The organism is Ammonifex thiophilus (genome assembly GCF_003368535.1).
Lineage (GTDB): Bacteria > Bacillota > Desulfotomaculia > Desulfotomaculales > Ammonificaceae > Ammonifex > Ammonifex thiophilus.
Window position 1 is genome coordinate 1 of sequence record NZ_QSLN01000008.1, and the last position, 15,753, is coordinate 15,753.

General features: G+C 57.3%; 16 protein-coding genes and 1 tRNA gene. 13 read left to right on the plus strand and 4 right to left on the minus strand.

The window, feature by feature from the left end; genetic code table 11:
- Positions 1-204: 204 nt before the first annotated feature.
- From DXX99_RS06490 to secG, 10 genes are read left to right on the plus strand one after another with little or no spacing between them, the layout of a single operon-like run.
- The gene (locus DXX99_RS06490) at positions 205-1,548 is read left to right on the plus strand and encodes a glucose-6-phosphate isomerase (RefSeq protein ID WP_115792693.1); all 1,344 of its coding nucleotides are present in this window, start codon (positions 205-207) and stop codon (positions 1,546-1,548) included.
- Positions 1,549-1,580: 32 nt separating this feature from the next.
- Positions 1,581-2,447: an RNase adapter RapZ gene (rapZ, locus tag DXX99_RS06495; protein ID WP_115792694.1), complete on the plus strand. Its 867-nt coding sequence runs from the start codon at positions 1,581-1,583 to the stop codon at positions 2,445-2,447.
- 14 nt (positions 2,448-2,461) lie between these two features.
- Positions 2,462-3,298 (plus strand): polysaccharide deacetylase family protein, encoded by an 837-nt coding sequence (locus tag DXX99_RS06500; RefSeq protein WP_115792695.1) that lies wholly within the window; start codon positions 2,462-2,464, stop codon positions 3,296-3,298.
- A gap of 43 nt (positions 3,299-3,341) precedes the next feature.
- Complete coding sequence (gene whiA / locus DXX99_RS06505; protein ID WP_115792696.1) at positions 3,342-4,292, plus strand: DNA-binding protein WhiA; 951 nt, start codon at positions 3,342-3,344, stop codon at positions 4,290-4,292.
- Between the two features lie 5 nt (positions 4,293-4,297).
- Positions 4,298-5,656: an RNA polymerase factor sigma-54 gene (gene rpoN, locus DXX99_RS06510; RefSeq protein ID WP_115792697.1), complete on the plus strand. Its 1,359-nt coding sequence runs from the start codon at positions 4,298-4,300 to the stop codon at positions 5,654-5,656.
- 29 nt (positions 5,657-5,685) lie between these two features.
- Positions 5,686-6,723: a type I glyceraldehyde-3-phosphate dehydrogenase gene (gap, locus tag DXX99_RS06515; protein ID WP_115792698.1), complete on the plus strand. Its 1,038-nt coding sequence runs from the start codon at positions 5,686-5,688 to the stop codon at positions 6,721-6,723.
- Positions 6,724-6,747: 24 nt separating this feature from the next.
- Positions 6,748-7,929: a phosphoglycerate kinase gene (locus DXX99_RS06520; RefSeq protein ID WP_115792699.1), complete on the plus strand. Its 1,182-nt coding sequence runs from the start codon at positions 6,748-6,750 to the stop codon at positions 7,927-7,929.
- A 12-nt stretch (positions 7,930-7,941) separates the two neighbouring features.
- Positions 7,942-8,709: a triose-phosphate isomerase gene (gene tpiA, locus DXX99_RS06525; protein WP_115792700.1), complete on the plus strand. Its 768-nt coding sequence runs from the start codon at positions 7,942-7,944 to the stop codon at positions 8,707-8,709.
- A 4-nt stretch (positions 8,710-8,713) separates the two neighbouring features.
- Positions 8,714-9,994 carry a phosphopyruvate hydratase gene (gene eno / locus DXX99_RS06530; protein WP_115792701.1) on the plus strand — a complete coding sequence of 427 codons (1,281 nt, stop codon included), beginning with the start codon at positions 8,714-8,716 and terminating at the stop codon, positions 9,992-9,994.
- A gap of 17 nt (positions 9,995-10,011) precedes the next feature.
- Entirely contained in the window at positions 10,012-10,245 is a 234-nt protein-coding gene (secG, locus tag DXX99_RS06535) for a preprotein translocase subunit SecG (protein ID WP_115792702.1), read from the plus strand.
- A 40-nt stretch (positions 10,246-10,285) separates the two neighbouring features.
- Here secG and DXX99_RS06540 read toward each other — a convergent pair whose 3' ends face one another.
- Positions 10,286-11,188 carry a manganese-dependent inorganic pyrophosphatase gene (locus DXX99_RS06540; protein WP_115792703.1) on the minus strand — a complete coding sequence of 301 codons (903 nt, stop codon included), beginning with the start codon at positions 11,186-11,188 and terminating at the stop codon, positions 10,286-10,288.
- Between the two features lie 170 nt (positions 11,189-11,358).
- Between DXX99_RS06540 and rodA the strand changes: the two genes are divergently transcribed.
- Positions 11,359-12,480, plus strand: coding sequence for a rod shape-determining protein RodA (gene rodA, locus DXX99_RS06545; RefSeq protein ID WP_240610850.1), 1,122 nt, complete (start codon positions 11,359-11,361; stop codon positions 12,478-12,480).
- A 2-nt stretch (positions 12,481-12,482) separates the two neighbouring features.
- A complete protein-coding gene (locus DXX99_RS06550) occupies positions 12,483-13,154 on the plus strand; it encodes a class I SAM-dependent methyltransferase (protein WP_115792705.1) in 672 nt (223 codons plus the stop codon).
- Between the two features lie 53 nt (positions 13,155-13,207).
- On the opposite strand, the gene DXX99_RS06555 is transcribed toward DXX99_RS06550, so the two are convergent.
- The 3 genes from DXX99_RS06555 to DXX99_RS06565 all read right to left on the minus strand — a co-directional run bounded on the left by DXX99_RS06555 (position 13,208) and on the right by DXX99_RS06565 (position 14,567).
- A tRNA-Leu gene (locus DXX99_RS06555) sits at positions 13,208-13,293 on the minus strand.
- 59 nt (positions 13,294-13,352) lie between these two features.
- Positions 13,353-14,159, minus strand: coding sequence for a sulfide-dependent adenosine diphosphate thiazole synthase (locus DXX99_RS06560; RefSeq protein ID WP_115792706.1), 807 nt, complete (start codon positions 14,157-14,159; stop codon positions 13,353-13,355).
- Between the two features lie 45 nt (positions 14,160-14,204).
- A complete protein-coding gene (locus tag DXX99_RS06565) occupies positions 14,205-14,567 on the minus strand; it encodes a hypothetical protein (protein WP_115792707.1) in 363 nt (120 codons plus the stop codon).
- A gap of 122 nt (positions 14,568-14,689) precedes the next feature.
- On the opposite strand from DXX99_RS06565, the gene DXX99_RS06570 reads away from it, so the two are divergent.
- Complete coding sequence (locus DXX99_RS06570) at positions 14,690-15,751, plus strand: YkvI family membrane protein (protein ID WP_115792708.1); 1,062 nt, start codon at positions 14,690-14,692, stop codon at positions 15,749-15,751.
- Positions 15,752-15,753: the final 2 nt, after the last annotated feature.

The window sequence follows — 15,753 nt, forward strand, 5'->3', positions numbered from 1 at the left end:
GCGAGGTCCGGTAACATCATTAACCAGAGCCCTCAAAGCTTTGAGCCGGAACATCGATCTTCTCTGGTAGTTCGTCCTGGTCCGGGGATGGTGGGGCTCGAGACTCCTACAGTAGGTTGACACGATCGCTGGAGCTTGCGCAGGTTGACACCGCAAGAAAAGGGCGGGGATAATAAGAAAGTAGCGGTAAGGGGGTGTGGTCGGGTGCTCAAAGTAGATGTAGGGCACTTTCTGGCCGGGGCCGAGGAAGAGTTGAAGATTTACCAGGAACCCTTCTTCCGCTTTCAGGAGCGTCTGGACTCCTGCGCTTATCCCTTCACCCTTTCTTTAGAGGAGGGGCGCAAGATCCCGGCGATGGAGGCGGTGGCCGAGCGCCTGCGCAGCGCTTACGAAACCTTTCTGGTTTTAGGTATCGGCGGTTCTTCGCTAGGCATAAAGGCTTTGGTACAGTTTCTCAAAGGACCTTACTATAACCTCGCCGGCTCGCCCCGCCTTCTGGTGCTGGATAACATTTCTCCTCACCTTGCGCGGCAGCTCACCGATTTGCTTGACTGGAGGAGAACAGGGCTTATCTACATAAGTAAGTCTGGTTCCACACCGGAGACGGCAGCTAACTTCATATACTTCTACCAAGTTTACCGCGAGGCCGGGGGAAGACCGCAAGACCTGGTCTTTATTTGCGATCCGGGTGATAACGGTATGAACCGCATTGCCCGGGAGTTGGGGGCAGAAGTCTTTCATCTTCCACCGCCTTTGCCAGGGCGCTATTCGGTCCTTTCCCCGGTAGGACTTTTCCCGGCTGCCTTGCTGGGAATCTCGGGGGAGGAGCTCTTAGAAGGGGCCAGACGGGTGCACGAAGTCCTTACGGCAAAGGGCCCGGAGACTAACCCCCTGTTCCTGCTAGGAGGAGGCATCTGCTACTGGTCGGCGCGGGGGAAGAACATCCACGTGCTGTTTAATTACGAGACGCTTTTGAGCGAGTTTGGCTTTTGGTTTATGCAGTTGTGGGCCGAGAGTTTGGGAAAAAAGCTTTCTCTTACCGGTGCGGAGGTGCGGGCTGGTACGACCCCACTGGCCTGCGTGGGCACTACCGACCAGCACTCTTTGCTCCAACTTTTCAAGGAAGGGCCGGATGACAAGATCTACGGCTTTGTCACTATCGAGGAGAAGCCGGAGGTCGTGCTTCCTTCTCTCTTTACCACTGAGAAGGAGTACGCCTATTTCGGCGGGCGTACTCTAGGGGAGCAGCTGGCCGTGGAGCAGCTGGCCACCGAGATAAGTCTGGTGCGCGAGGGAAGGCCCTGCTACCACGTGGCGCTGCATGATGTTTCTCCTGCTTCTTTGGGAGCTCTCTTTTACTTCTTCGAAGCTTTGGTAGTCTTCGTAGCCGAGTGCTGGCAGGTCAACCCTTTCGACCAGCCCGGCGTGGAGGAGGGCAAGCAGATCACCTATGCCCTTATGGGGCGGAAGGATTACGAGGCGAGGCGCCCGCAGTTCGAAGCGTTGGTAGAGGAGTTTGTTCGCCGCCGCCGGATCTATACCGTATAGGCTAAAAAAGTGAAAGGGAGATAAGCTTAAAAGTGACCTGGCCGCGTCTGGTAATCATAACCGGTCTTTCAGGTGCGGGTAAGACCCAGGCCCTGCGTTGTCTGGAGGACCTGGGCTTTTTCTGCGTCGATAATCTTCCTCCCACACTCATCCCCACTTTTACCGAACTCTGCGCCCGGGCGGCGGTACCCATAAAAAAGGTGGCCCTAGTGGTGGATGTGCGTGGGGGGGAGCTTTTCGAAAAGGTTTTTGAAGTCCTCTCCCGCTTCGACCGGGAGGCTGTACCTTATGAGATAGTTTTTCTGGAGGCTTCGGACGAGGTACTGGTGCGCCGCTTTAAGGAAACGCGGCGCCCCCATCCTTTGGGAGGGGATCTTTTAAGCGCCATAAGGGAGGAGAGAAAAAGGCTTGAGGAGCTGCGGGGGCGAGCGCACAAGATAATCGATACCTCTAATCTGTCGGTAAGCCAGCTAAAGGAACAGCTGGCCAATCTCTTCGGCGACGTAGAGACTTTAAGGCGCTTCCGGATAACCCTTATGTCTTTCGGTTACAAATACGGCATCCCGCTGGATGCCGACCTCCTGATGGACGTTCGCTTCCTTCCCAACCCTCATTACGTGCCTCGTCTCAAAAACCTGACCGGAGAGGATCCAGAGGTAAAGGAGTACGTTTTTGCCTCGCCGGTCACAGGGGAGTTTATTGCCCGGTTCACCAGCCTGGTGGAGTTTCTAATTCCACTTTACATTAAAGAGGGTAAGGCCATGCTCACCATTGCGGTAGGCTGCACCGGGGGCAAGCACCGCTCGGTGGTAATAGTCAACCGCCTGGCCGAGATCCTTCGCAGCAAGGATTACCAAGTGACGGTGCGCCACCGGGACGTAAACCGCGATTCGGCCTGAGGGGGGAAAAGAGAGTGCGGCGCTGGGCCTTGGTTGCCTTGGCGGGCGTGGGCTTGCTGGGCCTGCTTCTGTGGGGAGGGATGCGCTGGCTGGGGGCTAAGGAGTCTTCGGCTAGGAGCTCCAAGGCGCTCATCATTCTTATGTACCATAAGGTCAACCCCGACCCTCGGGCTGGGGGCTTGGGCCTGCGCGTGCCGCCGGAAAAGTTCGATTGGCAGATGCGCTACCTCAAGAACCACGGATACCACGTGGTGAGCATGGAGGAGGCTTATGCTTATCTCACCCAGGGGAAGCCCTTACCTCCCAAGCCGGTGGTAATCACTTTCGATGATGGCTATAAGGATAACTACCTTTATGCCTGGCCTATCTTGAAGCGCTACGGCTACCCTGCCACTATCTTCCTGGTGGCGGACGCAGTGGGGGGCTATAACTTTTTTGATGCCGATTACGGCCGGCAACCGCGCAACCAGATGCTTAACTGGCAGGAGATAAAGGAGATGGCAGCTTCAGGGAAGATAACCTTTGGCGCCCACACCATGACCCACCCGCGCCTTACCCAAGTGGATCCTGAGAGGCAACGCTACGAAATTTTCCGTTGCCGGGAAGTTCTGGCTCAGAAAATAGGGCGCCCGATAGATTTCTTTTCCTATCCCTACGGCGATTTCGATGCCCGGGTGGTGGAGCTGGTTAAGGAGGCAGGCTTCAAAGGAGCCGTCACCTGCGTGCAGGGAGTGAACTGGCCCGGCGCCGACCCCTACACTCTAAAAAGGGTGCGGGTTATGGGTTCTTACAGCGAGGCCAAATTCGTCCACGAACTGAAGCGTTACTTGGAAGAGCCCAAAGGTAGATAAGCCGGGCCGGCGAGTTTTCCCCAGGCGAGGAGAGTGAGTTATAATGGCATTAAGGAAAGAACCCAAGTATGTCTTACCTTTTGAGGCCAAAGTGAAGGCCGAGTTAGCCGGCCTTCTGCCAGAAAGTTCTTGCTGTTGCTGGAGCGAGTTGGCGGGATGGGCCAGGGTTGCCTCTCAAGTGGCGGAGGGTAAGCAGGGCAAGTACCTGATTATTAAGGCTCAAGGGGCCAACCTGGCGCGCAAGGCCTACCGTCTGCTACGGGCGGTGCTGGGGGAAACAGAGGAAATTTTAGTGGATAGGGCAAAGGGCTCTTTGAGCTCTTACCGGCTTAAGGTGCACCTGACCAATCCTGCCCTTCTGGTAAAGCTGGGTCTCAAGGACCGGTGGGGAAGGAAGGTCGTCGGTTTGCGCAAGTCCCTTCTGCGCCGGGAGTGTTGCCGCCGCGCCTACCTGCGGGGCCTTTTTCTAGGAGGGGGCTGGATAGGAGTAAAGGGAGGTTACCAGTTGGAATTAGAGCTTCCCACCGGGGAGGCGGCGCAGGAAACGGTAGCCTTGCTGCAGCGCTTGGGGGTGAGGGCCCGCCGTCACTCCCGTCGCCCCAAGGTGGTCTACCTGAAACAAGGGGGAGCGGTGGCCGAGTGCCTGCGTCTCATGGGAGCCAGCGCCTCCCTCTTGGAACTGGAGAACACCCGGATCCTGCGAGAGGTCAGGGGTCAGGTGAACCGCCTGGTAAACTGCGAAACGGCCAACTTGGCGCGGACGGTGGAGGCGGCCCTCTCGCGCCGCAAGGAAATAGAGCAGCTGATCGCTTGGGTAGGGCTGGAGAACCTGCCTGCTCCCTTGCGCGAAGTGGCGGAGCTACGTCTTCGCTACCCGGAAGCCACCTTGAAGGAATTGGGGGAGCTCCTTCACCCTCCAGTTTCTAAGTCTTGCGTTAACCACCGTCTGCGGCGTCTTGCCGCTCTGGCGCGGGAGCTGAAAAAGGAAGGGTAAGCTTTATGGTTACCAAGGCCGACATCCGATTGGAGACATCCCAGAAACTGGCTTTTCGTCCGGAACTGCAGCAAGCAGTGGCGGTGCTGCAGTTTTCTACCCAGGAACTCTGGCAATATGTGCAACAGCAGCTAACGGAAAACCCCTTACTCGAGCTGAAGGAGGAAGGGGAAGGCGGGGAGCCGCTGGAGGAAGAAGTGGGTGGGGAATCCTGGATGGATTACCTTTGTGATGCTAGCGACCTGGGCTTTAGCCAGCAAGAACCGGCCTCTTCGCCAGAGCCAGTGCCGGTGGCTCCTGGACCCTCCCTTTACGAGCACCTGTTGCAGCAGCTGGCTTTTCTTCCCCTCAGCAGCAATGAGCGGGCGGTGGCCGAGTTCTTAGCTGGAAACGTGGACCAGAACGGTTACCTGCGCCTCTCTGTGGCCGAGGCGGTTTCCCTTCTAGGGGTACCCGAAGCGGAGGTAGTAAAGGGGCTGAAAATCCTCCAGTCGTTGGAACCCGCTGGGGTAGGAGCGCGCGATTTGCGAGAATGCCTGCTTTTGCAGTTGGAGCGCAACCATCCGGAAGACCGGCTGGCCCGGCTACTGGTCAAGGAGCACCTGCGGGAGCTAGCTGAAGAGGACTGGTCGGAGCTGGCCCGGAAGCTGGGCGTGAGTCAGAGGGAGCTGGAACAGGCGGTAGAGAGGATCCGCCAGCTTAATCCCCGACCGGGTATGAACTTCGGCAGCAACTGGGTGGAGTATGTTGTCCCCGACATCATCGTGCAGGAAGTGGAAGGTGACTACGAAGTTCTGCTTAACGAATCTGCGTGCCCCCGCCTGGTGATCAACTCTACCTACCGCGATCTCCTCCGCCATCCCCAACTTAGCGTTGAAGCCAGGGCTTTCCTGCAACAGAGGTTGAAGCAAGCCCTTTGGCTGATAAAGAATCTGGAGCAAAGACGTCTGACTCTTTATCGGGTCGCCGTGGTGCTGGTAGAAAAGCAACGGGGCTTTTTTGACCAAGGCTTTTCGGGCTTGAAACCTCTTACCCTCCGGGAGGTAGCGGAGGAGATAGGGGTACACGAGTCCACCGTTTCTCGAGCCATCGCCAACAAATACCTCCAGTGTTCCCGGGGGATCTTCCCCCTTCGCTTTTTCTTCGCTAGCGGGGTCAGCAGCCAGGGGCAGGAGGTAGCAGCTCAAGCAGTTAAATGGCTGATCAAGCAGTTAATTGAAAAGGAAGATCCTGCTGCTCCTCTGAGCGACCAGGCGATAGCTGAGGAGCTTAAGAAGCAGGGAATAGAGCTTTCCCGGCGTACAGTGGCCAAATACCGGATGGAGATGGGGATCCCAAACGCGGCAAAACGCAAAAGCCGGTAAAAACGTCGTCGGAAGGGGGTAATTATGAAGTGGCGGTAAAGGTGGCGATTAACGGTTTTGGCCGCATCGGGAGACTCTTTTTTAGGGCAGCCTGGTTTCGAGGGGATATAGAGATAGTAGCGGTTAACCACCGGTCGCGACGCTTGAACCCTTCAGCGGAGGACTACGCCCAGCGCCTGGCGCACAGCCTGCTCTACGACTCCGTCCACGGCCTCTTCCGGGCCCAGGTTACCGCTGGTGACCGCAAGCTCTGCGTTGACGGGAAGGAGATAACCGTGTTTGCCGAAGAAGATCCGGCGCAGCTTCCCTGGAAAGATCTAGGAGTAGAGGTGGTGGTAGAATCTACCGGGCGCTTCCGGGACGGGGAGCTGGCCCGCAGCCACCTTATTGCCGGGGCCCGCAAGGTGGTGATCTCGGCACCAGCCAAAAACGAAGATTTGACCGTGGTCATGGGGGTCAACCATCACCTTTACGATCCAGAAAAGCACCACATTATATCCAACGCTTCCTGTACCACCAACTGTCTGGCACCGGTAGCCAAGGTGCTACATGAGCGCTTCGGCATAGTTAAGGGACTTATGAATACCGTGCACGCCTACACCAACGACCAGCAGATTCTAGACATGCCCTACAAGGACTACCGCCGCGGGCGTGCCGCTGCCTTGTCGATCATTCCCACCACTACCGGTGCCGCTGCGGCCATAGGTAAGGTTCTGCCGGAGCTCAACGGCAAACTCAACGGCCTTGCCTTTCGCGTGCCGGTTCCCAACGTTTCGGTGGTCGATTTGGTGGCGGAGCTGGAAAGACCGGTAACGGTGGAAGAGGTCAACGCGGCTTTCAAAGAGGCAGCCGAGGGGGAGCTCAAGGGGATCCTGGCTTACACGGAACTTCCGCTAGTCTCCTGTGACTACAATGGTAACCCATATTCGGCCGTGGTGGATGGCCTTTCGACCATGGTCATCGGTGGAAATATGGTACGGGTGGTGGCTTGGTACGACAACGAGTGGGGCTATTCCTGCCGGCTGGCCGATCTGGTCGCATATCTTGCCTCCCGGGGGCTAAAGTAAGAGAAAAAAGGAGTGTGAGGGCTCTTGGCCAAAAAGACGGTCCAGGACGTAGAGGTCAAGGGGAAAAGGGTGCTGGTAAGGGTAGACTTCAACGTCCCCTTGAAGGACGGAAAGGTGGCGGATGACACCCGGCTGCGAGCTGCTCTTCCCACCATTGAGTACTTGTGTCGGCAGGGAGCCAAGGTGATCCTGGTTTCTCACCTGGGGCGGCCCAAGGGGGGGCCCGATGAGTCTTTGCGCCTAGATCCGGTGGCGCGGCGCCTGGAGGAGTTACTGGGGCGGCCGGTGCGCAAGCTCGACTCCTGCGTGGGGCCGGAAGTGGAGGAAGCGGTGGCGGCTTTAAACCCCGGCGATGTGCTGCTTTTGGAGAACATCCGTTTCCACCCGGGGGAGACCAAAAACGACCCGGAGCTGGCCCAGGGCCTGGCCAAGCTTTGCGATCTCTACGTTAACGACGCCTTCGGTACGGCGCACCGGGCCCACGCTTCCACGGTAGGCGTGGCCAAGCTCCGCCCGGCGGTGGCTGGATTCCTAATGGCCAAGGAGATCGAAACCTTGAGCCGGCTCCTATCCTCTCCCGCTCGCCCCTTTGTGGCTCTCATAGGAGGGGCCAAGATCTCCGACAAGATCGGGGTGCTGCGCAACCTTCTCACTCGGGTGGATTCCCTGCTGATCGGTGGGGGCATGGCCAACACCTTTCTGGCGGCTCAAGGCTATAACCTGGGAAAGTCTCTCTTGGAGCCCGACCAACTGGAGCAGGCCCGCTCTATTATGGAGGAGGCTCGGGAGCGAGGGGTGAATCTGGTTCTCCCCCGCGATCTGGTGGTGGCGGCCAGCAAGGAACCAGGAGCCGAGTACCGAGTGGTGCCCGTTAGCGAGGTACCGGAGGGGTGGATGGCGCTCGATGTGGGACCAGCGACGGTGGAGGAGTTTTGCCGCATACTGGCCGAAGCCCGTACCATCTTCTGGAATGGCCCCTTGGGTTATTTCGAACAGCCTCCCTATGATGCGGGCACGGTAGCCGTGGCTCGTGCTTTGCCGGCTACGGCCGAAACCATAGTCGGCGGTGGGGACACGGTGGCGGCGGTGATGCGGGCTGGGGTAGCCGACCGGATAACCCATATTTCCACCGGTGGAGGAGCTTCTCTGGAGTTCCTGGAAGGGAAAGAACTGCCCGGCATCGCGGTGCTAGAGGACAAGGAATAAGGTGGTGGGAGTTTGCGGGTTCCGCTTATTGCCGGCAACTGGAAGATGAATAAAACCATCTCCGAAGCGGTGGCTTTTGCGCAAGAGCTCAAACTTTTAGCTCCTTTCCCGGGGGTGGAGGTTCTAATCTGCCCCCCTTACCCTGCCTTGGCGCCGGTGGCCGAGGTGTTGGCTGGCACGGAGATCGCTCTCGGGGCGCAGAACGTTCACTGGGAGGATGCGGGTGCTTTCACCGGCGAAGTCTCTCCTCCTATGCTCAAGGCAGCAGGCTGCCGCTATGTGATCATAGGACACTCGGAGCGCCGTCAGTACTTCGGCGAAACCGACGAGATCATCCAGCGCAAGCTCAAGGCCGCCCTCCGACACGATCTTATCCCCATTCTGTGCGTGGGGGAAAGCTTGGAGGTCAGGGAAAGGGGAGGGACCTTCGACCTCATCGCGAAGCAGTTGGAAGGAGCCTTATCCGGTATAGGCGAAGAAGAAATAAAGGAACTGGTGATAGCCTATGAACCTGTCTGGGCCATCGGCACAGGAAGGAACGCGCGTCCAGAGGATGCCCAGGAAGTGAACTGCTTCATAAGAGATTGGTTGGCCCGACGGTACTCTCCTGTGAAGGCGGGGTCCTGGCGCATCCAGTACGGCGGTAGCGTGACTCCGGACAATGCGGCGGAGCTCCTGGCCCAGCCCGACATAGACGGGGCCTTGGTGGGAGGGGCTAGCTTAAAGGTCGAGAGCTTCGCCGCCATCATCCGAGCGGCAGCAAAGGCAAAGGGGGCTTGAAAACTTGGCCATAATATCCGACATTTGGGCACGGGAGATTTTGGATTCGCGGGGTAATCCCACCGTCGAAGTGGAGGTGACGCTGGAGGACGGTACAGTAGGGCGGGCAGCTGTACCGGCAGGCGCTTCTACCGGCACGCACGAGGCGGTGGAGCTAAGGGACCGGGAGGAGAAGCGCTATGGCGGCAAAGGAGTGAGAAAGGCTGTAGAGCACGTTAACACCGTTATCGCGGAGGAGTTGATAGGGCTCAGCGCCCTGGAACAGGAGAAAATCGATCGCCTACTTATTGCTTTGGATGGCACGGAAAATAAAGGTCGCCTGGGGGCCAACGCCATTCTAGGGGTAAGTCTGGCGGTGGCGCGGGCGGCGGCAGCCTTTCTCGGTCTTCCCCTGTACCGCTACCTGGGTGGCGTAGGGAATACCCTCATGCCTGTCCCCTTGATGAACGTGCTTAACGGAGGGAAGCACGCCGACAACAATCTCGACTTCCAGGAGTTCATGATCGTTCCCGTGGGTGCCGGCAATTTCGCCGAGGCCCTCCGCCTGGGGGTGGAGGTTTACCATCAACTGCACCGCGTCCTCAGAGAGCGGGGGCTGACTACAGCGGTAGGGGACGAGGGAGGTTTCGCGCCGGAGCTGGAAGGCAACGAGGAGGCTTTGAAGCTTCTGGTGGCGGCCATCGAAGCGGCTGGGTATCGCCCGGGGGAGGATGTGGCCCTAGCCCTAGATCCCGCGGCCAGCGAGTTTTACCGGGAAGGGAAGTACGTGCTGGCTGGTGAGGGCAGGGAGCTCACCTCCGCTGAGATGGTAGACTATTACGAAGATCTGGTCAACCGTTACCCCATTGTCTCCATTGAAGACGGCTTGGCTGAAGAGGACTGGGAAGGCTGGGAGCTTCTAACGCGGCGGCTGGGGCGCTCCGTGCAGTTGGTAGGGGACGACATTTTCGTGACCAATCCTCGGCGTCTGGCCAAGGGTATCTCTCTGGGGGTGGCCAATGCCATTTTGATAAAGGTGAACCAGATCGGTACCCTGACCGAGACGCTGGAGACCATTACTCTGGCCCGCCGGGCTGGCTACCGCTATGTCATCTCCCACCGGTCGGGAGAGACCGAGGATACTTTTATTGCCGACTTGGCCGTAGCCACGGGGGCAGGGCAGATTAAGACCGGAGCCCCCTGCCGCAGCGAACGGGTGGCTAAGTACAATCAGCTGCTGCGTATTGAAGAGCAATTGGAGGAAGTGGCTCGCTACCCGGGCAAGGAGATTTTCCGGCACCCATAGAAATGGAGGGAGTTCAGATGCTCAAGACGCTGGCGACCATAGTCTACGTGCTGGTATGCCTTCTACTTATCACGGTGATAATTATGCAATCGGGTCGGAGTGCCGGCCTTTCTGGAGCGATAGGTGGAGCGGCGGAAACCCTGTTGGGTAAGAAGAAGGGACTGGATGAATGGCTTGCCAGAGTTACTGTATGGCTGGCTATAGCCTTCGGTGGCCTTTCTTTGCTCCTGGTAGTGTGGCACCAGAGGTAAATAAGGCCCGCCCCGGAGATGGAGGGGCGGGCCTCAAGTTTTACTGACAGTAAGCTTTTTCCACCGGCGGGGCTACCTGCTTCTTACGGGACATCACGCCGGGCAGCCACACCGAGTTCCCTTCGGGCTTTACACCGAAAGCCTTTTCAATGATGGCAGGGTCGCCGACAAAGTAAAGCTCCGTACCCTCTTTGATGATGTCGGTGGCCATGAAGATGACCATGTCATAGTTCTTACTTTCTTTAAGTTCCTTGAGGTAGTTGATGAACTCCTCCTGCCGCTCGTACACCTCGTTGATGTCCACCAGCTCCGTCTGTCCGATGCCCACTTTCTTACCGGCAAAGTCGTAATCTTTGAAGTCCACATGCACGACTTCAGCCACCGACTTGCCTTTGATGGAAGCCTTGGCCTTCTTAATGTCCACGCCGAACTGGTTGATATCGGCAATCCCGGCGATCTGAGCTAGCTCGGCGGCAATGGCCTTGTCTTCCTCGGTGGTGGTGGGGGACTTGAAGACCACTGTGTCCGAGAGGATGGCCGCCAGCAGAAGCCCGGCGTAGGTGGGATTTTCCTTGATCTTATCCTTAAACATCTTGGCGATGACCGTAGCCGTGCTCCCCACCGGCTCTACATGGATGAAGATGGGATTGGGATAGTTGAAGTTCATCTTGTGATGGTCGATCACTTCTAGGATTTCGGCCTGGTCGTGGCCATCAACGCACTGCCCAGCTTCGTTGTGGTCCACCAATACCAGTTTCTTTCCGGCGGCGTTTTCCAGAAGTTCGGGTACCGGAACTTTGAAGTAGTCAAGGACATAGGCCGTTTCCTCGTTGATCTCCCCGGCCCGGGCCGGCTTGTAGCCCTTGAGCCCGGCGTAAACTATGGCCGAGCAGATACTGTCCGTGTCCGGGCTCTTGTGCCCGATGACGTAGACTTCGCTCATGAAACCACCTCCTGAAAAGGTCTTTAGTTAGTGAATATTTTCGCTATCTCGGTCCGTTTCCCTTCTTTAAGGGCAAAAATTTTTATCCCGGCTCAACTTGTTCGCGCTTGGCCGCCGGCACTATAATGGAGCGCGAGGTGGTTGGGGTGGAAGGAAGAATGTTTAGCCGCTTGAAGCGAAGTCTCGACTGGACGCTAATTGCCACCACCTTGCTGATAATATTATACGGCATGGTGGCTATATCCAGCGCTACCCACGCTACCAGCCCGTCCGTTTCTGATCCGCTGCTGTATGTGAAACGGCAGGTGGTCTGGGTGGTTCTGGGTTGGACGGCAGCTCTGGCGCTCATATCCTGGCGCTACGAGGAGTTGGCCCGCTACAGTTGGTGGGTGTACGGCGGCGCCTTTCTTATGCTCCTGGCGGTACTAGCGGTGGGGCATGAGGCGCTAGGAGCCCAGCGCTGGATAAGGTTGGGTCCCTTTATCTTTCAGCCTTCGGAGTTCGCTAAGCTGGCGCTGGTGATAAGCTTGGGCAGCTTTCTGGCCCAGCGGGAAGGGAAGCTTCACAGATTAAAAGACCTGCTTCCCGTTTTCGCCTTCGTAGCCCCGCTTCTCCTTCTGGTGATGAAGCAGCCGGATCTGGGCACCTCTTTGGTTTTTGTCGCCATCACGGTGGGCATGCTTTACGTGGCGGGAGCGCCACCACGCCTGCTCCTCTCGCTGGTGGGGGGAGGGCTCTTCCTGGCCGTTGCTTGGGTATGGGCCCATTTTCGCTTCGGTGTCTGGATACCGATGAAGGAGTACCAACTCAACCGCATAATCATTTTTCTCGACCCCTGGAGTGACTGGCAGGGAGCCGGCTACCATGTAATACAGTCACAGATAGCCATAGGTTCGGGTGGGATCTGGGGCCGAGGCCTTTATCAGGGTAGTCAGAGCCAGTTAAATTTTCTGCCGGAGCAGCATACCGACTTCATTTTCTCGGTAGTGGGGGAGGAGCTAGGCTTTTGCGGCTCCACCCTCTTGCTCCTTCTTTACTTCCTCCTGCTTTTCCGGGGGGTGAGGATAATGGTCGAGGCCAAAGACACCTACGGGCGCCTGCTGGCGGCGGGTATCATCAGTATGATCGCTTTTCACGTATTCGTCAACGTGGGCATGACCATGGGTATCATGCCTGCCGCCGGCATTCCCTTACCCCTTTTCAGCTACGGAGGCAGCTCCATGATAGTGAATCTGGCGTCCATAGGCCTTTTGGAGAATATCTATCGGCGCAGCCGGCGCCTGCTCTTCTGACCATGCCCCTTTTCGACGCTTACGCCAGGCATTACGATGACTGGTACTCCACCCCCCGGGGGCGGCTGGCATGGGAGCTCGAGTGGCGGTGTTTGCAGAAGCTTCTTTCCCTTCGACCGGGGGAGAAAGTACTGGACGCCGGCTGTGGCACAGGCATAGTTTCCCGCGCCCTAGCGGCCGATGGAGCGGAGGTGACGGGGATAGACATTTCACCGGCCATGCTGGCCGTGGCGCGGGAAAAAAGCGCCGGAACCGATATTACTTATCTAGAAGGAGACATAACTTCGCTTCCTTTCCCTGATGCTTCTTACGACGCCGTGGTCTGCTTTACCACCTTGGAGTTTGTGGCTGAGCCGGAAAGGGCTCTGGAGGAAATGTGGCGGGTTCTGAAGCCAGGGGGAAGGCTGATCGTGGGAGTGCTTAACCGCCAGAGCTCTTGGGCTCGGCGCCGTAAAGGCAAGGGGATTTTTGCCTACGCCCACTTTTACTCGGCTGAGGAGTTAGAGCGACTTATCCGAAAGCTTAACCCTCGACGGGTAAAGTGGCAGGGTGTTGTCTACTTCCCCCCTGAGCTCCCTTCTTGGCTCTTTTTCCTGGTTCCCCTCTTTGAGTTTCTTGGCCGACTTCTCTTTAGGCCGTTGGCTGCCGTGCTTATCTTCCGGGCTGAGAAGTGATTAGACACAAAAGGCCGGTGAGCTACGAAGCTCCCGGCCTCTTAGACTTAAATTGGTGCGGCAGAGAGGATTTGAACCTCCACGGGGTTGCCCCCACCAGATCCTGAGTCTGGCGCGTCTGCCATTCCGCCACTGCCGCTTGATCGCTATCTACTCTAAATTATAATCCCTGGCTCTCCCTTCGGGCAAGGGGGAGCTTTAAGGGGCTTGACTTCTTTCGCGGCGGTAGGCTTCCAGGATCAACTCTGCCACCTTTTTGCCGGACAGGACCATGCCACCGAAAATGGGACCCATACGGTAGCCCCCTGCCACGGCGTTGGCGGCCATTCCGGCCACGTAGAGGCCGGGGAAGACCTCGCCAGAGTGCTCCAAGGTCTGTTTTTCTCCCCTTTCCGACCACATCGACCTTTCTCCCTGGACGTGCCCTCCGGGCACTTTGACGGTCGCCTGGTTTTTCTGGGTCAGTATTCGAACCACCTCGGCGTCGTGACCTGTGGCGTCTACCACGTAGCGGCAGTGTACAGCTAAGGGGTCGATATGCATTCCTGCCATGTCCACGGCGGTCCAGTTAAGTACCAGGCCGGTTACTCGGTTATCCCGCAGAACCAGGTCCTCCACGGTGATGAGGTTCATGATCTGAGCTCCCGCCCGGCAAGCAGCTAAGGTGAAGGCGGCTACTGTCTCTACTGAATGGGCGACGTAGTAACCCGGCTGATACTCCCGGTAGCGCACGCCCATAGTTTCGAAGATGGGGCGGGCTTCCTCCTGGAAGACCAGGTAGTTGAACATCATAGCTCCGCCCCACATACCGCCTCCCACACTCAGACGCCGCTCGAAGACTACTGTTTTTAGGCCCCCTTGGGCCAAGTAGTAGGCTGCTGTTAGGCCGGAAGGCCCAGCTCCCACCACCGCTACATCGAAGTCGGTGAGCTGCAGCAACTCTTCGTAGTAAGTCTGTATGATGGCGCGGGAAACTAGACGTTCATCTATGGCTCCTCCGGCCAACGCCAACAACTCCTTTCTTGGGGGTGATTCGTTTTGAACTATATTTTACGACTTTTGCTCGCCGATAGGGAAGACCAAAGCTTTTAGTTCCTCGTCGTAATGTCCCAGATAGCGGCCCTCCGACAAGCCTTGGCTTTTCAGCCAGCGCAGCAGTGTACGACTCACTATTTTACCGCTCTTTCCCCGGTTTACTGCCTCTACTTTCAATTCGCCATGCTCAGGATCTTCCTTAATGATTAGGAGCTTTTGGTCGAGGTCAAGACCAACGTTGGCACGTGTGGGGGGTTTAATATAACGCGCGCTAACCACGTTCAGAGACAAGGTCTTACCTATAGTGCAGGTAGGAACTCCTGCTCGCACCCATCTACCAGCTTCTTTAGGTTTAAACCAGAGTATTTTTTCGCGCATCCTTTCAGCCTCCTTTATAGGCATGTTTACACTTTGTATTATAGCCCACAAAAGTGGAGCTGTAAATAGACAAGGATAAATTTATAGAGTAGGCGATTATACTAATAGGGGAGCTGATGGGATTGCGGAAAGGGCAGATAGGTGCTTTGGCCATCGCAGGAACCTATATAGGTACGGTAGTAGGCGCAGGTTTTGCCTCCGGGCAGGAAATACTACAGTTCTTTACTCTCCAAGGAGTGGCTAGCTTTCCTTCTCTTTGCCTTTCCGCCTTCCTGTTCTTCTTTTTTGGGCTAGCTATACTGGAAGCCGGGTACAAACTCAAAGCTCGCTCCCATGCCGAAGTGACTCGCTGGGCTGCTGGGGACTGGGGTGGCCGACTGCTGGATTTACTCATTACTTTTTTCCTCTTTGCCACTCTGGCCGTCATGGCAGCGGGCGCTGGGGCACTTCTGACCGAGCAGTTTGCTCTTCCTCCGCTGGCAGGAAGGGTCATCCTTTTGGGGCTTACACTGCTGACGGTGCTAGCGGGGTTCAGCGGCGTGGTTACCAGCATAAGCCTGGTGGCCCCCGTGCTGGTAACGGGGGCTCTGTTTCTAGGGGTCTGCCTTGGACTGAAGCACCCGCCAGACTGGCACGAGCTAAAAACGTGGAGTTCCCTTTACCGCCCGGCCATTCCCTTCGGTCCGCTTTCGGTCTTGGTTTACGTGTCCTACAACCTGGTGATGGCCGTTTGCGTTCTGGCTCCCTTAGGAGCGCGGGCCGGGGGGGAAGGGGCGCTACGCTGGGGGGCGTTAGGAGGGGCGCTTGGCCTTTTCCTGGGGTCGGCAGCGATAAACCTGGGGCTCTTGAGCTTTCCTTGGGAGGCGGTGCGCTTCGAAGTTCCCATGGTTCATCTGGCGGGGCAGTTCTCTCCCTGGGTTCAAGGAGGGTATGCTTTGATTTTGCTGGCGGAAGTCTACACCACCGCCGTGGCCAGCCTCTTTGGGCTGGTCAACCGGTTGGTGCCAGGCGAGGGGAGATTTTTTCGCTTTCTGGCCTTGCTCGCGGCGCTTGCGGCCTTTGGGGTAAGCTTGTTGGGGTTCGCCTCTCTGGTTCGCTATCTTTACGCTGCGGTGGGGCTGGCAGGTTTATTTTTCCTAGGAAGCATTCTATGGCGTCGCTTGAAGGTTCGAGATTGCTTTTGAAT